This is a genomic window from Paucibacter sp. KBW04, from assembly GCF_003852425.1.
Lineage (GTDB): Bacteria > Pseudomonadota > Gammaproteobacteria > Burkholderiales > Burkholderiaceae_C > Paucibacter_A.
This window is the reverse complement of record NZ_QAJN01000007.1, coordinates 120120-137542: the sequence shown is the minus strand read 5'-3', so window position 1 is coordinate 137542 and position 17423 is coordinate 120120. Positions and strand designations below refer to the sequence as shown.

The 17423-nt window shown below is 65.7% G+C and carries 14 protein-coding genes; 9 read left to right on the top strand and 5 right to left on the bottom strand.

Annotation, left to right across the window (positions count from 1 at the left end; translation table 11 throughout):
• Positions 1-109 precede the first annotated feature (109 nt).
• From DBR47_RS08760 to DBR47_RS08735, 6 genes are all read left to right on the top strand, one after another.
• A complete protein-coding gene (locus DBR47_RS08760; protein WP_124449036.1) occupies positions 110-2167 on the top strand; it encodes a hypothetical protein in 2058 nt (685 codons plus the stop codon).
• Positions 2168-2349: 182 nt separating this feature from the next.
• Entirely contained in the window at positions 2350-2634 is a 285-nt protein-coding gene (locus DBR47_RS08755) for a hypothetical protein (protein WP_124449034.1), read from the top strand.
• 126 nt (positions 2635-2760) lie between these two features.
• The gene (locus DBR47_RS08750; RefSeq protein WP_124449032.1) at positions 2761-3702 is read left to right on the top strand and encodes an ABC transporter ATP-binding protein; all 942 of its coding nucleotides are present in this window, start codon (positions 2761-2763) and stop codon (positions 3700-3702) included.
• Between the two features lie 29 nt (positions 3703-3731).
• Positions 3732-5033 carry an ABC transporter permease gene (locus tag DBR47_RS08745; protein WP_124449030.1) on the top strand — a complete coding sequence of 434 codons (1302 nt, stop codon included), beginning with the start codon at positions 3732-3734 and terminating at the stop codon, positions 5031-5033.
• 143 nt (positions 5034-5176) lie between these two features.
• Complete coding sequence (locus tag DBR47_RS08740; RefSeq protein ID WP_124449028.1) at positions 5177-7204, top strand: hybrid sensor histidine kinase/response regulator; 2028 nt, start codon at positions 5177-5179, stop codon at positions 7202-7204.
• Positions 7201-9273 carry a hybrid sensor histidine kinase/response regulator gene (locus DBR47_RS08735; protein WP_124449026.1) on the top strand — a complete coding sequence of 691 codons (2073 nt, stop codon included), beginning with the start codon at positions 7201-7203 and terminating at the stop codon, positions 9271-9273. Before DBR47_RS08740 ends, DBR47_RS08735 begins: the two co-directional genes overlap by 4 nt.
• 7 nt (positions 9274-9280) lie before the next feature.
• On the opposite strand, the gene recQ is transcribed toward DBR47_RS08735, so the two are convergent.
• Entirely contained in the window at positions 9281-11158 is a 1878-nt protein-coding gene (gene recQ, locus DBR47_RS08730; RefSeq protein WP_124449024.1) for a DNA helicase RecQ, read from the bottom strand.
• 29 nt (positions 11159-11187) lie between these two features.
• Between recQ and DBR47_RS08725 the strand changes: the two genes are divergently transcribed.
• A complete protein-coding gene (locus DBR47_RS08725; RefSeq protein ID WP_231512203.1) occupies positions 11188-11691 on the top strand; it encodes a cupin domain-containing protein in 504 nt (167 codons plus the stop codon).
• 14 nt (positions 11692-11705) lie between these two features.
• Here DBR47_RS08725 and DBR47_RS08720 read toward each other — a convergent pair whose 3' ends face one another.
• From DBR47_RS08720 to DBR47_RS08710, 3 genes are read right to left on the bottom strand one after another with little or no spacing between them, the layout of a single operon-like run.
• Positions 11706-12440 (bottom strand): head GIN domain-containing protein, encoded by a 735-nt coding sequence (locus DBR47_RS08720; RefSeq protein WP_124449020.1) that lies wholly within the window; start codon positions 12438-12440, stop codon positions 11706-11708.
• Positions 12437-13231: a LytTR family DNA-binding domain-containing protein gene (locus DBR47_RS08715; protein ID WP_124449018.1), complete on the bottom strand. Its 795-nt coding sequence runs from the start codon at positions 13229-13231 to the stop codon at positions 12437-12439. The genes DBR47_RS08720 and DBR47_RS08715 overlap by 4 nt, the downstream gene beginning before the upstream one ends.
• A 25-nt stretch (positions 13232-13256) precedes the next feature.
• Positions 13257-14357 (bottom strand): sensor histidine kinase, encoded by a 1101-nt coding sequence (locus DBR47_RS08710; protein WP_197046949.1) that lies wholly within the window; start codon positions 14355-14357, stop codon positions 13257-13259.
• Positions 14358-14535: 178 nt separating this feature from the next.
• Here DBR47_RS08710 and ssb point away from each other — a divergent pair, with 178 nt between their 5' ends.
• Both ssb and DBR47_RS08700 read left to right on the top strand, forming a co-directional pair.
• A complete protein-coding gene (gene ssb, locus DBR47_RS08705; protein ID WP_124449014.1) occupies positions 14536-15102 on the top strand; it encodes a single-stranded DNA-binding protein in 567 nt (188 codons plus the stop codon).
• 260 nt (positions 15103-15362) lie between these two features.
• Positions 15363-16670, top strand: a complete 1308-nt coding sequence (locus DBR47_RS08700; protein ID WP_124449012.1) for an ATP-binding protein — start codon at positions 15363-15365, stop codon at positions 16668-16670.
• Between the two features lie 19 nt (positions 16671-16689).
• On the opposite strand, the gene DBR47_RS08695 is transcribed toward DBR47_RS08700, so the two are convergent.
• Positions 16690-17331: a PEP-CTERM sorting domain-containing protein gene (locus DBR47_RS08695; protein ID WP_124449009.1), complete on the bottom strand. Its 642-nt coding sequence runs from the start codon at positions 17329-17331 to the stop codon at positions 16690-16692.
• Positions 17332-17423: the final 92 nt, after the last annotated feature.

Genomic DNA, 17423 nt, shown 5'->3' with positions numbered 1-17423 from the left:
CGGGGTGAATCTTGCCCATGGGCCTGGCTGCGGGAAACTCTGCGCCATCCGCCCCTGAACCCCCTTGTAATATGGCCGCCTCCCATCGCCGCCGATGCAAGGAAGCGCCTTGATTTCTCGATTCCGCCGCCTGTTTTTCTTCAGCAAAGCGAGTGATTTTTCGGCCGCAGCTTGGCCGACCCGTCTCTCCCCATCCGGCCGATCGCGCAGCGCCTATTCGTTTTGCCTGCTGGCCCTGCCCGCCTTGATGACGGCCTGCGGGGGTGGTGGCGGCGGCAGCGCCCCCGACGTCCCGACGCCCACCCCGATTCCGCTCGAACCGCCCGCCCTGAGCAGCCGCTGTGAACCGGGTTCGGTGGCCCGGCTGGCGCTGGAGGCCGCCCCGCAGCAGGGCCGCAATACCGAGCTGAGTCTGCTGGCTTGTGGCGCGGCCGGCCTGAGCAGCCTGAAGTGGACGCAAACCGCCGGCCCGGCCTTGAACAACCTGAGCAGACGCGCCCAAGCCATCAGCGTGGAACCTGCTGCCGCTGGCCCCTACCGCTTTGATCTGAGCTATGTGGACGGCCAGGGGCGCAGCTTTGTCGCCCCGGTGCAGTTCAGCGCCGCGCCGGCCAGCGAGGCCTTGCAGCTGGTCTTGCGGGGCGAGCCCTCGGCCCTGAGCGGGACCAAGCTGTCCCTGCGCGCTTGGCTGCCCCAGCTCACGCCCGCCGAACTCGCCCAGGCCACGGTGAGCTGGAGCCAGACGGCCGGCCCTACCGTGGACCTCAGCAACGGCGGCAGCAGTAGCAGCTTGCGTCTGGTGCTCAGCGCGCCGGTGGTCAGCAGCGACAGCATCGTGACCTTGAGCGCCAGCCTCAGCCTGCCCGATGGCCGCCGCGCCAGCGGGCAGTTCAATCTGCTGGTGCAGGCGCCGGGCAGCGTGCCCAGCGACCCGCTGTTCAGCGGTAGCGATGCGGCCAGTCGCGTCTACCCCTATCTGGCCCAAGGCCCCTATGCCACGGCGCTGCGGGACTGCATCTACAGCCCCACGCTCAGCCGCAGCAATCTCTGCACCCTGAATCGCCTGCCCATCCTGGGCCAGCAGACGGCCGGAGCCGCGCCCACGGTGGAGCAGGTGATGCAGCGGGTGCTGGTGTCCAACGACTGGATGGCCGAGGTGTTCGAGCGTTTTTTGCGCGAGCAAGATGTCCATGGCGACTTCCGCCGCATGCTCTCGGCCGTCACCGCCGTGGTGATTGGCGGCCAGGTACGGCCGGCGTTCTACTGGAACGCCACCGGCGCCATCTATCTGGACGCGAGCTATCTCTGGCTGACGCCCGAGCAGCGCGACACCCTCAGCGAAGCGCCGGACCCGCGCAGCGCCAATGGCCAGAGCTTGCAATACGCCACGCCTTGGCGCTATGTGAAGAACAACCAGCATGCGGTCACCAGCTATGCCGTGCTGCAGCGCCAAAGCCGCGGCCTGGACGAGCTGCCCAATGAGCTGGGCCGCTTGCTGTATCACGAGCTGACGCATGCGGGCGACTTCCTGCCGCCCGCCGTGCAAGCCAGCTTGGATGGCGCCAAGCGGGTTTACGAGGCCAGCCCGGCGCTCACCCCGTCGCAAGACCTGTTCAACCGCCTGCCTTTTTACTCCAGCACCATGCAGGGCCTGGCCCGGGTGCTGTCCTTTGGCGAGGCGCCCTCGCTTTTGCAGAACAGCTACACGCCCAGCGACATCACTTACTTTTTCAGCAACGACCGCGTCAACGACGACTACAGCTACTCGGTGCCCTCGGGCGCGGCCTTCTCCCGCGAGGACGCGGCCATGTTGGTGGAGGAGGCCATGATGCAGCTTCGCTACGGCGTGCTGCGCGACTACGCCATCACCAATCAGCTGGCCGTAGGCGCCAGCAGCGCCGACCTGCTCGTCAACTGGGGCCAGCGTGGCCGCATTGGCGAGCCCGCGATACGCCCCCGCCTGCAGCTGGTGCTGAATCAGCTCATGCCCTGGCTGCCGCCTAATTTCAGCGCCAATCTGGCGCCGCCCCTGGCCTTGCGCGCCGGCCAGACCTGGGGCGCCAATCTGGATCAGGCCGCGCTGGCGGCGGGGCTTAGCCGGGCCTTGAGCAGCCAGCAGCGCTTCAACGAAGAGGAGCAAACCAGCCGGGTGTTGCGCAGTCGATGATGGGCGTTAGCAGCCAGAGCGAGGGAGGGGCGCGAGAGCCAAAGGCGCGCATTCATCGCAGCGGGCTGCAGCTCATTCGCTCCGCTTGCCACTTGATCGCTTGTGCCTGGAAATAGGCGAGGTCAAGGCCGAAACTGCATTCATGGTCAACGCTGGTGTTGGCCTCGCAGGGAGCCAAGACCATGTTTAGCCAAACCAAGAAGTTCGCACTCGTCACCTTTGCCGCGGTCGGTCTCATGGCCGGTGCTAGCGCGGCCTATCTGAGCCATGCCAAGAGCAGCGCCCCCGCTGTCGCCACCGTCAAGCTGGAGCGCGTGGTCATCACCGCCAAGCGCCAGCAAGTCGCCGAGGCCAGCCAGGCCCAGCACATCGAGCGCCTGCCTCGCGTCGTGATCGAAGCGCGCCGCGTCGCCGAGCCGGTGCAAGTGGCCGCCGCCAAGACCTGCAGCGCCCCGCTCGTCTGCTGATTCCGTTTCGCAGCTGGCGCGGGCTGTTGTCGATTCACCCTCGCCGCTGACCGTTCGTCCCAAGCCGCTCGCGTTTCTCGCCCTTCTCCCTAAGATCGCGCCATTCCTTCTGATGGGGCGCGATTGATGAACACCACGGTGCTAGAAGTCCAGGGACTCAAGAAAAACTACGGCTCACGCCAGGCGGTGCGTGAGATCTCTTTCTCGGTACACGCAGGCGAGCTCCTGGGCTTGCTAGGCCCCAATGGCGCGGGCAAGTCCAGCACCCTGGGCATGATGGCCGGCCTGACCGCGGCGGATGCCGGCAGCGTCAGCGTGGCTGGCATCAGCCTGGCCCAGGACGAGGCCGGCTACAAGGGCCGCATCGGCCTGGTGCCGCAAGACATCGCGCTGTTCGAGGATCTGCCCGCTCAAACCAATCTCGAACTCTTCGGCGCGCTCTACGGCCTGCCCAAGGCACGCCAGCGCCAACGCGCCGCCGAGGTGCTGGAGATGGTGGGCCTGGCCGACCGGGCCCGCGACAAGCCGGCCAGCTTCAGCGGTGGCATGAAGCGCCGCCTCAATATTGCCTGCGCCCTGGTGCATGACCCCGATGTGCTCTTGCTGGACGAGCCCACCGCCGGTGTCGACCCGCAAAGCCGTAACGCCATCTTCGAGCAGCTGGAGCGCCTCAAGCGCGCCGGCAAGGCCCTGGTTTACACCACGCATTACATGGAGGAGGTGGAGCGCCTGGCCGATCGGGTGCTCATCATGGACCATGGGCAATTGCTGGCCAGCGGCAGCTTGCCCGAGCTTTACCGCACCTTGCCCGCCGCCCAGACCTTGCAGCTGGAGATCAGCGACGCCGCTCGCGTCGACCTGCCTGCCCTGCGCAGCCTGCCCGGCGTCAAGCAAGCGGAGCTGCGCGGCAGTCAGCTGCATCTGGGCATGGACGAGCTGACCCAGGGCAGCCAGGCCGTGCTGCAGGCCTTGAGCCTCGCCGGCGTGCAGGTGCGCCACCTCAGCTCGGGCCGGGCCAATCTGGAAGATGTGTTCCTGGCCCTGACCGGCCGCCAGTTGCGCGACTGAAAAAACAAGAACGACAAGGAGAACATGCCATGAGCGCCTTCATCGCCCTGCTGCGCAAAGACCTGCTGCTTTACTTCGCCAACCGTCGCGCCGTGCTGATGAGCATCGCCGCGCCCATTCTGATCGCCGCTTTTTTCGGCAGCCTGTTCGGCAATAGCGATAGCAAAACTGCCGCCGTGCCCGTCGCCATCAGCGATCTGGACCGCAGCCCCATGACGGGCAAGATCATCGCGGCCATGAAGGCCGACAGCAGCCTGCTCGTCATCGAGCTGGCGCCCGAGGAGGCGCTGGCCCAGGTCAAGGCCGGCAAGCAGCGCGCCGCCGTCACCTTTCCGGCCGGCTTCGCCGATCAGGCCTCAAGAGCCTTGTTTGGCGGCGGCAAGAAGCCGGAGCTCAGGCTGGACTACGACCCCTCCCAGGCCATGGCTCTGCCCATGGTGCGCGGCATCTTGTCCCAGCATGTGATGGCTCAGGTGACGCAGGACGTCTTCAGCGGCAAGAGCCCCATGCTCAAGGACATGCGCACCCAGCTGGACCAGGACAGCACTCTGCCCGATGAGCGCCGCCGCGATCTGATCAAGATGTTTGACAGCATTGCCAAGGTGCAGGAGCAGGGTGCCAGTGGCCCCGCCGCCGAGGGCGCCTCAGCAGCCGCTTCAGCCCCCGCCTCCGCAGGCCTGAGCATGCCCTTCAGCACTCGCGAGCTGGAGGCCAGCGCGCGGGTAGAGACGCGCTACAACAGCTACTCGCATTCCTTCGCCGGCATGGGCGTGCAGTTCATCCTGATGATGGGGGTGGACATCGGCGTTGGCCTGCTGCTGATGCGACGCCAAGGCCTGTGGCTGCGCCTGCGAGCCGCGCCGGTGTCCCGGCCGGTGCTGCTGGGCAGCCGCATTGCCAGCTGCGCGCTGATCTCCTTGATCGTGTTCATGGCCATCTACGCCGTCGCCTTCGCGGTGTTCAAGGTCAGGGTGGAGGGCAGCTGGCTGGGCTTTGCGGCCGTGCTCGTTGCCTTCTCGATCTTGACCGCGAGCTTTGGCCTGCTGATCGCCGCCATCGGCAAGACGCCCGAGGCCACCCGTGGCCTGGCGATTCTGGTGACGCTCTTGATGGTGATGCTGGGCGGCGCCTGGGTGCCCTCTTTTGTCTTCCCCGAGTGGCTGCAGACCATCTCCTTCTTTGTGCCCACGCGCTGGGCGGTCGACGGCCTGGACGCCATGACCTGGCGCGGCTTGGGGCCCGAGGCGGCGCTGGCGCCGGTGGCGGTGATGCTGGGCTTCTCGGCCCTGTTCGCGGCCCTGGGGCTGGCCCGCTTCAAATGGGAGGAGTGAGGCCGGCGACGGCGCCCCTGAATCAGGGGGCGCGAGCAAGGGGATTGGGGATAGCCCCGCCAGTTCCACCATGCTAGGGTCGCGCTACTCGGTTTGAGCATGGCGCTGGCGTGAGATCGGCCGACCGAACCGGTGGGCTATCCATGCAAACTGCTTTCTCTTTCTTGGACAAGGGCTTGCGCGGACTTGGGTCCTGGCTGCCGCCATGGCCCTTGCTGCCGCGGCGGTTTGAGGGCGAGCGCGAGCAAAATTTTCTGCTCGACTTCACCGCTCGCCTAGCCCCGCTGCGCCGCACGGCGCTAATCCTGGGCGGGCTGACCTGGTTGTCCTATCTGCTGCTGGACCACGCCCTGGCCGCAGCCGACGCCAACTACCGCGCCGTGGTGCGCGAGGTGGTGATGGTGAGATTGGGGGCTGCCCTGCTCTTCGTGATCCTGTTCCTGCTGACACGGCGGCCGCGCTTCAAGCAGGACACCGCGTATGCCGATCGTCTGGTGCTGCTGGGCTCGCTCACCGCCTATATCGCCATGTGCATGCTGACGGTGATCGTGCCTCACCCCTTTGATCAGCTCTACTTTTTTACCGGCATGGTGGTGGTGGCGGTGGCGGTGTTTACCCTGTTCGGTCTGCGCGCCAGCCAGGCCTTGCAGCTGGCGGCCTGCCTCAGCATGTTGAGCGCGCTCACCATCGGCTGGTGCGTGCAAGGCAAGGGCCAGAACTTCAACTTGGTGCAGTCTCAGCATTACCCGCTCAGCACCGCGCTCTTCCTCAGCACCGTGGGCGTGATGGGCTGTGTGGTCTGCTATTTGTTGGAGGTGTTCGCCCGCCGCTCCTTCATGGCCCGCGAGGATTTGGCGCATCAGAACGAGGCCGTGCGCTTGCAGGGCGAGGAATTGCACCGGGTCAATCTGGCCCTGGCGCAGACCAATCGTGAGGTGCAGGAGCGCATGCAGGCCGTGCTGGCCTTGAAGGAGCGCCTGCGGGTCGAGGCCGAACAACGCAGCCGCGACAAGTCCCGCTTCATCGCCAGCGCGGTGCACGATCTGCGCCAGCCCGTGCAAGCCATCGTCAATGTGCAGCGCCCCTTGGAACGGGCCATTTTGCAGGCCGATGTCAGCGAGGCGCGGGCGCTGCTGAGCTTGTCCCGCATGGCGGCGGCCAGCTTGCACGAGCAGCTGGCCGCCATTCTGGACATCTCGCGCCTGGAGTCAGGCATGGTCAAGGCGACGCCGATGCCGGTGGATGTACGGGCCCTGATTCGCTCCTTGCAGGAAGGCTGGGAGGCGCAGGCGGCCGAGCAGCAGGCGCGCTTCTACTGCGAGATGCCTCAAGAGCCCCTGCCCTTTGTGGGTTTCACCGACCCGCAGTTCTTGCTACGCATCCTCAACAATCTGATCTCGAACGCCATCAAGTACCGCGATCCTGCGCGGCCCGATGGTGCCTGGTTGAAACTGCAATGCCGCCAACAGGGTCAGGTCTTGACCATGACGGTGGTCGACAACGGCATCGGCATCCCTCAATCCCTGATCGACGAGGGCAGCATCTTCCGGCCCTTCTTCCAGGCCAACAACCATCTCAGCCAGGGCGACAAGGGCGTGGGTCTGGGCTTGGCCATCGTCAAGGCCTTGCTGGCCTTGTTGCCCGACCACCAACTGGGCCTGCAGTCGCGCCTGGGTGAGGGCAGCAGCTTCAGCCTGACCCTGCCTGCGGCTTCGCCCGGCGCCGCCCGCTCCAGCCCGGGGCTGCCCTCGGACGGCCATCACTATGAGCATCTGCAGGGCCTGTATGTGCTGCTGGTGGAGGACGACGATCTGGTGCGGGATTCCACCCAGCGTCTGCTGGCCTCGGCCGGCATGGTGTGCGAGGCTTTTGCCAGCTTGCAGGCCTTTGAGGCGGCCCTGCCCGGGCTGGAGCGTGAACCCGATGTGGTGCTGAGCGACTACCGCCTGCCCGGCGATCGCACCGCCGTCGATGTCTTGCGCAGCCTGCGCCAGGGCGTGGGAGAGATACCGATGCTGGTGTTCTCGGGCGAGTCGGGCGACTTCTCCCGAGTGCCCGAGCTGGCCGATCTGCCTGCACTGCGCAAGCCGGTGACGCCCGAGACCTTGTTGCAGGCCTTGTTGACGTTGTGCCCACCGCGCCCCGACGCGGGGACGACGCAGCCCGAGTGAACGCGCCCCAGGTCGAGGCCGTCTGGCAGGGCCAGCTGAGCCAGCCCGTCAACGGGAGCTTTTCCTCCGCCCGAGTGCTGCGTCCGCCCCGGCCGTTTGAGGCCGAGACGGAAAAAGCTTTTGTGCAGGACTATGTCTCCAAGCTGGCCCAGCCGCGCAGGCTGGCGGCCCTGCTGGCCACCCTGATGTGGACCTTGTTCGTGGGCCTGGACCTGGTCTGGATGGCGCATGACCCGGTGTACGCGGCGCGCGGCCCGCTGATCATCGGCCTGCGCCTGCTCACCACCGTGCTGCTGATGCTGCTGATCAGCCGGCTCTGGAGCCCGCGCTTTGGCAAGGACGCGAAGTTTGCCAACCGCGTTTTGAGCAGCGGCGTCATGCTCGGTTTTTTCTCCAGCTGTGTGCTGGCCTTATTGGCCCCCGCGCCCTATGACGAGCGCTTTTTCTTCACCGGCATGCTGGCCGCCACCCTGGCCTCGTTTGCCTTGTTCGGCCTGCCTTGTCGGCTGGCCCAGCGCCTGGCCGCTTGCTATGCCTTGTGCTCAGGCTTGACCGTGCTGAGCTGTGACTACCTCAAGCCACGCGGGCCCGGCTTGGGAGCGGCGGACGAGCATTTCGTGCTGGCATTTGCCCTGTGCATGAGCACGGTCTTGCTGGTGGGCATCTTCGTCAGCTGGTGTCTGGAGGTGTTTGCGCGAGGTTCCTTCCGCCTGCGTGAAGAGCTGGCAAGGCAGCACCGCGCCTTTGTGCTGCAAGAGCGGGAGCTGGCGCGCCTGAACAAGGCCCTGGCCCGCAGCGGGCGCAAGGCCCAGGGGCGTATGCAGGCGGTGCTCAATCTGAAGGAAAGGCTGGGCCAGGAAGCCGAGCGGCGCAGCGCCGAGAAGTCCCGCTTCATCGCCAGCGCCGTGCATGATCTGCGCCAGCCAGTGCAGGCCTTGCTGAGCGCCCAGCGCCCGCTGGAGCAAGCCATCTTGCAGGCGCAGCACCAGCCTGCGAGAGACTTGCTGCGCCTGACCCGCCAGGCCACCCAAGCCTTGCACGAGCAGCTGCGTTCGATTCTGGACATCTCCCATCTGGAGTCGGGTCAGGTCCAGGCCAGTTTGCAGCCACTGGACCTGGGCCTTTTGCTGCAGGACTTGCAGGAGGCTTGGCAGCGCCAGGCGGCCGACGCCGAGCTGGACTTGCTGCTCAGCCTCCCTCCGGCCGGCGCAGCGCTGCGCGCGCACAGCGACGCGGAGTTCCTGCGCCGAATCCTGGACAACCTGGTTTCCAACGGCATCAAGTACCGGCGCAGCCCCGCTGCGGCTGAGGGCAGGGGCGAGCCCGCGCGGCTGCGCCTCAGCGCCTGGCGTGAGGGCGCTGAGATCCATCTCGCCGTGGCCGATAACGGCGTGGGCATGGCACCGGCCCTGGTCGACGAGGGCATGATTTTTCGGCCCTTTTTCCAGGGCGGCAAACACCCGGTGCTGGGCGGGCGTGGTGTGGGCCTGGGCCTGACCATTGTGAAGGCCTTGCTCCAGCTCCTGCCCGCCCATCGCCTGGCGGTGAGCTCTCAGCTGGGCGTGGGCAGTTGTTTCACGCTGAGCCTGCCGGCGCTGGCCTTGCAGCCTCGGCTGGAGCCACGCCCGCCCGTGGCCATCTCAGGCGCGGAGGAGTCGGCGGAGAGCCTGGAGGGTTTGGCGGCGCTGCGCGGCCTGCGGGTTTGGTTGGTGGAGGACGATGCCCTGGTGCGCCTGAGCACCCAGCGCCTGCTGGAGTCTTTTGGCCTGCAGCTGCGTGCCTTCGCGGACCTGGCCTGCTTTGCCGCGGCCTGGTCGGCTGAGCCTCGGCCCCAGCTGGTGTTGAGCGACTTCCGCCTGCCCCAGGCGCGATCGGCCTTGGATGTGCTGCGCTTGGTGCGCATGAGCGAGCCCGATCTGCCGCTGGTGATCTTCTCCGGCGAGAGCGGGCCTCTGGTCGAGCCCTCCGAGCAGTCCGAGCTGGCCAATCTGCTGGTTCTGCGCAAGCCGGTGGCGCCGCGGGATCTCTTGCAGGCCTTGCTGGATCAGCATGTCCAGGCCCCAGACTGAGAGCGCCTCAACTCTCGCCCAGCACCCGCAGAATCTCCGCCCCGTAGGCTTCCAGCTTCTTGGCGCCCACGCCGCTGATGTGGGAGAGCGCGTCCAGGCTTTGCGGATGTTGGCGGGCCATCTCGGCCAGGGTGACGTTCTGGAAGATCACATAAGCCGGCAGGCCATGTTCCTTGGCCACCTCGGCACGCCAGGCCTTGAGCTGATCGAAACGGGCCTGGGCCGCTGCGTCCAGATCCTCGGGTGCACCGCTGCTGCCGCTGCGGCCCGAACTCGGTTTGCTCGTGCGCGAGAGCTTGCCCCGCTTGGGTGCCACCGTGGGCACGCGCAAGAGCAGCTGCACCTCGCCCTTGAGCACGGCGCGGGCCGAGTCGGCCAAGACCAAGGTCATGTACTCGCCCTCGGTCACCACATGGCCCAGCGAGATCAGCTGGCGCAGCACGGCGCGCCACTGCGTTTCCGGCAGATCGGCGCCCACGGCCCAGGTGCTCAAGCTTTGGTGGCCGTACTGGGTGACCTTGTCGGTGACCTTGCCGCGCAAGACGTCGATCAGATGGCCGGCGCCAAAGCGCTGGCCGCCGTTTTGTTGGAAGCGGTAGATGCAGCTGAGCAGCTTGCGTGCGGCCTCGGTGCCGTCCCAGGTGGCGGGCGGGAACAGGCAGTTGTCGCAGTTGCCACAGGGTTTGCTTTCTTCGCCAAAGTAACTGAGCAAACGTACGCGACGGCAGTCGGTCGCCTCGGCCAGGGCCAGCAAGGCGTCCAGCTTGCCGCGCTGGCCTTGCTTGAATTCCTCGCCCGCCGGGCTCTCGTCGATCATGCGGCGCTGGTTCACCACATCGGCCAGGCCATAGGCCATCCAGGCGTCGGCGGCCTCGCCATCGCGGCCGGCACGGCCGGTTTCCTGGTAATAGCTCTCGATGTTTTTGGGCAGGTCCAGATGGGCGACGAAGCGCACATCCGGCTTGTCTATGCCCATGCCAAAGGCGACGGTGGCCACCATCACGATGCTGTCCTCGCGCAAAAAGCGGTCCTGGTGTTTTTGGCGCAGGGCGGCGTCCAGGCCGGCGTGATAGGGCAGGGCCTTGATGCCCTCGCTCACCAGCCAGTCGGCGGTTTCTTCCACCTTTTTGCGGCTCTGGCAGTAGACAACGCCCGCATCGTCTTCGTGTTCATCACGGATGAAGCGCAAGAGCTGCTCGCGCGGCTTGTCCTTCTCGACGATGGCGTAGCGAATGTTCGGCCGGTCAAACGAGGAGATGAAAACGCTGGCCTCTTCGAGCCGCAGGCGCTCGATGATGTCGGCCCGGGTCAGGTCGTCGGCCGTGGCCGTCAGCGCGATGCGTGGAACTTCGGGGTAACGCTCATGCAGCAGGGAGAGCGCCAGGTATTCGCTGCGGAAGTCATGCCCCCACTGGCTGACGCAATGCGCCTCGTCGATGGCAAACAGGCTCAGCAGACCGCGCTCGTACAGCGAATCCAGCTGGGCCAGAAAGCGCGGGTTGGTGATGCGCTCGGGTGCGGCGTACAGCATCACCAGGCGGCCACTCATCATCTCGCGCTCGACATGCGAGGCCTGCTCATTGCTCAGGGTCGAGTTCAGAAAAGCCGCGTGCACACCGGCCTCTTCCAGCGCGCCGACCTGGTCATGCATCAGCGCGATCAAGGGGCTGACCACCACCGTCACGCCCTGCCCCGCGCGGTGCCGGGCGATGGCGGGGATCTGGTAGCAAAGGCTTTTGCCGCCGCCGGTAGGCATCAGCACCAGGGCGTCGCCGCTGCCCGTCACATGCTGGATGATGGCTTCTTGGGCGCCGCGGAATGCGCCATAACCGAACACCTCTTGCAGGATGTTCAGCAGGACTGGATGATGGGGATGCTGGCTCATGGAGTCGGCCATTGTCGGGGAGAACCGAGTTGAGTGAATCTAGCAGCAGCCGCGCCGAAGAATTGCGCCACCAGTTGATCCGCAACCACCAGACCGTGGCACGCGAACGCTTTGTGCGCGCGCCGCGCTACGACAGCCTGATCGGAGGCGTCTCCGAGGGCACCAAAGCCCGCAAGCTGGGTTGCGGGGTGGACACGGTGGCGCCGGGCCAGCAAAGCTGCCCCTACCACTTCCATCACACGCAAGAAGAAATGTTCATCGTGCTCGCAGGTAGCGGCACGCTAAGGGTGGCCGGTGAGATGCTGCCAATTCAAGCGGGCGATGTGATCTTCATCCCCTGCGGGCCCGATTACCCGCATCACATTCTCAATACCTCGGACGCGCCGCTGAGCTATTTGTCCATCAGCACCCAGGAGCGGCCCGAGGTCTGCGAATACCCCGACTCCGGCAAGATCGGCGTCTTCGCCAACCAGGGGCGCAGCTTTGTGCAGAGGCTGGAGAATGGCCTCGATTACTGGGAAGGCGAGCCGTGATTGAGCGTGCGCGGCTAGCGCTTTTCCCCTAAGGCCTTGATCGTTGCCAGCCCGCTGGTTTGCCTTGTGATCTGCGGCTGGCCCCAGTACTCCACCGAGCCCACGCCGGAGATGTGCACGGCCAGATCCTCAACCACCCAGAGTTGGGCATTGCCGATGCCGCTGATATTGACCTGGGCGCGGCCGGCACGCAGCTGCTCGGCCAGCAGCTTGCCCTTGCCCGAGATGCCCAGATTGAGCTGAGCGACCTGGCCGCGCAACTGGCCGTCTCCAGCGCCCGAAACATTGAAGTCCAGGCGCTCGGCCGTCAAGTCGTCCAGCCGCACCTGGCCGGCCCCCGAGATGCGCACCGTCAACCCGTTCAGCTTCAGCGGGCCGGGCGCATGCACATCGCTGGCCCCGGCCAGGGTCAGCTGCTTGAGGTCACGCAAGGTGATCTCCATCTGTAGGCGCGCGTTGTTCCAGAACTTCCAGCCGCCGCTGGGCTCGATGCGCAGTTGTTTGTTGACCAGCTGGAGCTGCACCGTTTTTTGCAGCTCGGGGTCGCCCACGATAAAGACCTGGTCCTTGTCCCCCTGGCTGAGCTTGACCTGGCTCAGCCCTTCCACCTGCAGGCGGTCGAAGGGGCCGGGGCTGTAGAGCTGGCCCTCGACCTCGCCACGGCCTTGGGCCAGGCTGTGGCCCATGCTGGCGCCCAGGGCCAGGCTCAGCAAGGCCAGGCGAGCGAAGGCGAAGTAAGAGGCGCTCATATCGATTGCTCCCGCAGTTTTTTGGAGACCTCACGGCTGGCCGTGAAGCGGCTGCCGTCCCGCATCTGCACCAGCAGCTGCGAGTTCTCGTCCGGCGTCATGGCCTCGACGAAATCCAGATTGACGATGCAAGAACGCTGCAGCTTGATGAAGCGCAGCGGGTCCAGTCTTTGCTCGAAGGCGGTGATGGGCAGGCGCACCAGGTATTGGCGGCCTCGGCTCGCGACGGCGGTGTACTTGGTGTCGGAGCGCAGGTACTCGATGGCATCGACTTGCAGGGGAAAGATCTTGCCCTGGTCGCGCACCAGCAGGCGGCTCAGGGGCTCCAGCGGCAGGCCTTGCTCGGCGCTCCCTCCTTCCTCCGCCCGTTCCACTTCTTGCAAGGCCTCATTCATGGCCTTGGGTGAATTGCGACTCTGCAAGGCGTGTTGCACCGCCTCTTTAAAGCGCTCTTGCGAGAAAGGCTTGAGCAGATAGTCCACCGCATGCAGCTCGAAGGCGGTCAGCGCATATTCGTCGTAAGCGGTGGTGAAGATGACGGTGGGCAGGGGCCGGCCTTCCAGCTCCAGGTCTTGCTGCAAGGCGCGCAGCACCTGCAAGCCCGTCATTCCGGGCATCTGGATGTCCATGAAGACCAGCTGCGGCCGCAGGCGGCGGATCTCGGCCAGGGCTGTGGGGCCATCGGCGCACTGGGCTTGCAGCTGCAGCTGGGGCAGCTGGCTCACCCATTCGGCCAGGCTCTCGCTGGCCAGGGGCTCGTCTTCGGCGATCAAGGTGCTGATGCTTTGCATGGGCTCTGTTCTTGCTGGCTTGGTTTCAATATTGGGGTATCCACAAATCGACCCGGAAGCCCTGGCCAGGCGCGGTGTGGATCTGCATACGGGCCTGGCCCTCAAAGTCCAGGGCAAAGCGGCGGCGCAAGGCGCTCAGGCCCACGCCACCGGAGCTGCCCGGTTTGGATTGGCGTTCGGTCTGGCCGGGCTCGCAGCCCTGGCCGTCGTCGCGCACACAGAGCTGCAGGGCCTGGGTCATGGCATCGCGCTGGGCGCTGATGATGATCTCGCCGCCCTGTGGCAGGGGGGCGATACCGTGGCGCACGCAGTTTTCCACCAGGGGCTGCAAGCTCAGGGGCGGGATCTCGTCCAGCAGGGTTTGCGGGTCCAGCTGCCAGTTCACCCGCAGGCGTGGGCCCAGGCGCAAGGCCTCCAGCGCCAGATAGTCGCGCACAAACTCCAGCTCGTCCTGCAGGGCCACGCGTTCGCTGGCCCCGCGCTTTTCGGCCAGCACATAGCGCAGCATGCCGGCAAAGCGCAGCAAGCCTTGCTCGGCCGCCTTGGCGTCCTTGCGGGTCAGGGCGATCAGGGAGTTGAGGGTGTTGAAGAGGAAATGCGGGTTGAGCTTGCCGCTGATGGCCGAGAGTTCGGCCCGGGCCAGGGCGGTTTCCGCCTGCACCTGGGCCAGCTCCAGCTGCTTGGCGCGGCGCGCGTTCAACACGGCGCTGAAGGCCGTCAGCAGGGCCAGATACACCAGCGCACCCCAGAGCGCGCGCCAGAGAATGGCCTGCGCCAGCATCGCGTGGGCATGCGCGCTGCCGAACAGCCACAGGGCTACCGCATAGTCCAGCAACTGCCAGACCTCGGCAAACAAGAGCGCCCCCAGCAGGTGCCAAGCGCACAGCGCCCACAGCGGCCGCTGCCGACGGTTCAGCCAGCCCAGCCAGGGCCAAACGCCCAGGCCCAGCAGCATGGGCGGCCACAGGCTCATGCTGGCCTGGTACATGGCTTCCCAGAACTGCCACAGGCCGGGTTGGAACTCGGTCACCCCCAAAACAAAGAGCAACCAGGTGAGTAGGCACCCACCTGCATAGGCCAGCCAGAGCCGGCGATTGCTGTGTGTGGGAGGGGCGGTGGAGAGCATGGGGTGAATCTTAGGTAGGCTTTGGCCGGTGCTGGAGGCCGAGGAGATCAAGTGCCGGATTCGGGGCATCATTTGCGGTCGGCCAGGGCCACTAGGGATAGCCGCCAACTCGCCGGGAGCGGCGGGCGGCATAATCCCGGCTTTGGTTTTCTCTCTCTCTCGCTACGCGGAGCGCAATATGGCCTCGGTCAATAAAGTCATTCTCATCGGTAATCTGGGGCGCGACCCCGAATTGCGCTACAACCCCAGCGGCGTGGCCTTCTGCACCATCAGCCTGGCCACCACCCGCAACTGGAAAAACCGCGAATCCGGTGAGCGCCAGGAAGAGACCGAATGGCACCGCGTCGTCTTCAATGACAAGCTGGCCGAGATCGTGGGTCAGTACTGCAAGAAGGGCAAGCCCATCTACGTCGAAGGCCGTCTGCGCACCCGCAAGTGGCAAGACAAGGAAGGCCGCGACACCTACACCACCGAAATCATCGCCGACCAGATGCAGCTGCTGGGCGGCCGCGATGGGGGGGGTGATGAGGGTGGCGGCAGCAGCTACGGCGGCGGTCGCAGCGCGGGTGGCGCAGCTGCAGGCGGTGGCGGCTACGGCAGTGGCGACGACTACGGCGATCAGCAGCCCGCGGCTCGCGCGCCCGCTCGTCCTCCCGCACCGCGCGCCCCGGCGCCCCGTGCACCCGCCCCGGCCCCGCGTGCGGCCACGGGCTTTGACGATATGGATGACGACATTCCCTTCTAAAGCTAGATCGTCCCTTCGGAGGACGATATGGATGACGACATCCCGTTCTAAAAAGTACTTAGCAATAGACTGTCAACATCAGGCCCGCTGCCCAAAAGCTGCGGGCTTTTTCTTGCCCGCCTCATTCACTTGACGTCTAAACAAGACATTAGCTCACCGCTTTGATGCCAGGTTCTCGCTGGTCAGATGCCAGCCATTTCGCTAAGCTTGCTCAGAGAATCGGCATCCGCTTGAATGTCGAGTCAGCGGAGGAGAGCCAGATGCCTTACCGTCGTCACGAAGTTCCCAGCGAAGTGCTTGGGAAATGGCAGGAAACAGCGAACGCCATGGCCGGCATTTTTGAAGTGCCTGCGGCCTTGATCATGCGGGTCCATCCCGAGCAGATCGAGGTTCTGGTTGCCGCGCATCGTGAGGGCAACCCTTACGAGCCGCATGAGACGGCACGTCTGGGCACGGGGCTTTACTGCGAGACCGTGATGGCCAGTCGCAGCCTGCTGGAAGTGCCCAATGCGCTGGAGGATCCGCTCTGGTCCAAAAACCCCGATATCGCGCTGAACATGATTGCCTATCTGGGCGTGCCGCTGCTGTGGCCCGACCAGTCGGTGTTTGGCACCATCTGCGTGCTGGACAGCAAGCGGCGCCAGTTTGAGGCGCGCTATGTCGAGCTGCTGTGGGAGTTAAAGAAAACGGTGGAGCGCGACTTCGCCCTGATCGACCGCCAACTGCAGCTGGAGCGCAGCAATCAGGAGCTGGCCAGCACCTTGCAGCAATTGCAGCAGGCCCAGGCCCGGCTCTTGCAGGTGAAAAAGAATGCGGCGCTGGACAGCCTGGTCGCCGGCCTGGCCCATCAGCTCAACACCCCGATTGGCAATGGCTTGATGGTGGCCAGCACCATGCAAGACCGGGTGCGCGAGTTTGCGGCCCTGCCGCCGCGCTCCATCTCCGGCCAGGGCCTGCGCGACTTTCTGCAAACCCTGGGCGATGGCACCGAGATCTTGATGAGCAGCCTGGGCAAGGCCAGTGAATTGGTGCTGGACTTCAAGCAACTTGCGATTGAGCCGGGCAGCTGGCGCCGCCATCGTTTCAGCGTGGCCGCGGTGGTGGAGGAGGCCTTGACCGGCAGGGCCAAGGCCTTGCGCGAGGCCGATTGTTCTCTCTGTGTGGATGTGCCCGAGGGCCTGGAGATGGACAGCGCCGCCAATGCGCTTGCTCAGGTCCTGAGCCGGCTGCTGGACAACAGCTTGCGGCATGCCTTCGGCGGCGACGCGGCCCCGCCTCGGGCGCAGATCGAGATCCGCGCACGGGCGATGTCGGAAACGGAAGTCCTGATCGAGCTCAGCGACAACGGCCGTGGCATTGCCACCGAGCTGCAGAGCCGCATCTTCGACCCCTTTGTCACCGGCCGCCTGGGCCAAGGCGGCAGCGGCCTGGGTCTGCATGTGGCGCACAACCTGGTCACGGTGGCGCTGGGCGGCGAGATCGAGCTACACAGCCGCCCGGGCGAAGGCACCCGAGTGCTGTTGCGCCTGCCCATGCAGGGCCCGGGCGTGGCGGCCGAGCTGCATTGAGCGCCACGGGCGCGGCCCCTCAGTCGCGTCGACGGCGCATCAGGCCCAGGGCGCTCAAGCCCAGCGCCATCAAGGCGTAGCTGGCTGGCTCGGGGACGGCTGCGGCCGTGAAGTTGATATTGTCCACCGCCACCCAGTCGTCAAAGCTGCCCGCTGCCACGACCACGCTGGTGAAGCTGCCGCCGCTATAGCTCAGGGTGAACTGCCCCGTGCTGCTGCCGGCGACGGTAGAAACAAGCGTGGCGCCGTTGTAGACAAAGATTCGGGTGTCGGCAAAGTCGGTGACGCCGGCAAAGTCCATGCTGATGGACTTGATGGGGGCGGCGAAGTTGATGCTGAAACTTGGGTCACCATCTTCACCGAACCAACCGCCAAAGCTGTGCAAAACCATGCCGCTGACCAAGGGGGGCGAGCCCAGGCTGCCCACATCGCCAGTCACCGAATGGGTGATGGTCATATCGGTATTGCTGGCCCAGTCCATGCCCGAACCTGAACTGCCCGCCCCGCTGAATGCATTGGGTGTGAAGGTCACGCCCAGGCCCGCGTACTGGTTGGACAAGGTATCGCCCTCGGCGAGATCGTCAAAATTGATGGTGGTGGCGCCCGCCTGGGCTGCGAGCAGCGCGGCGGCGGCGGCAAGAAGGGAGGGATGCAGTTTCATGGTCTTCAACCTCTTTCGTCGAAAGCACTTGAGCTCGCAAACGCTGCGAGCAGCGAGGTGGCCCGCCCTCAAGCCTTAGGAGCTTGTTGGCA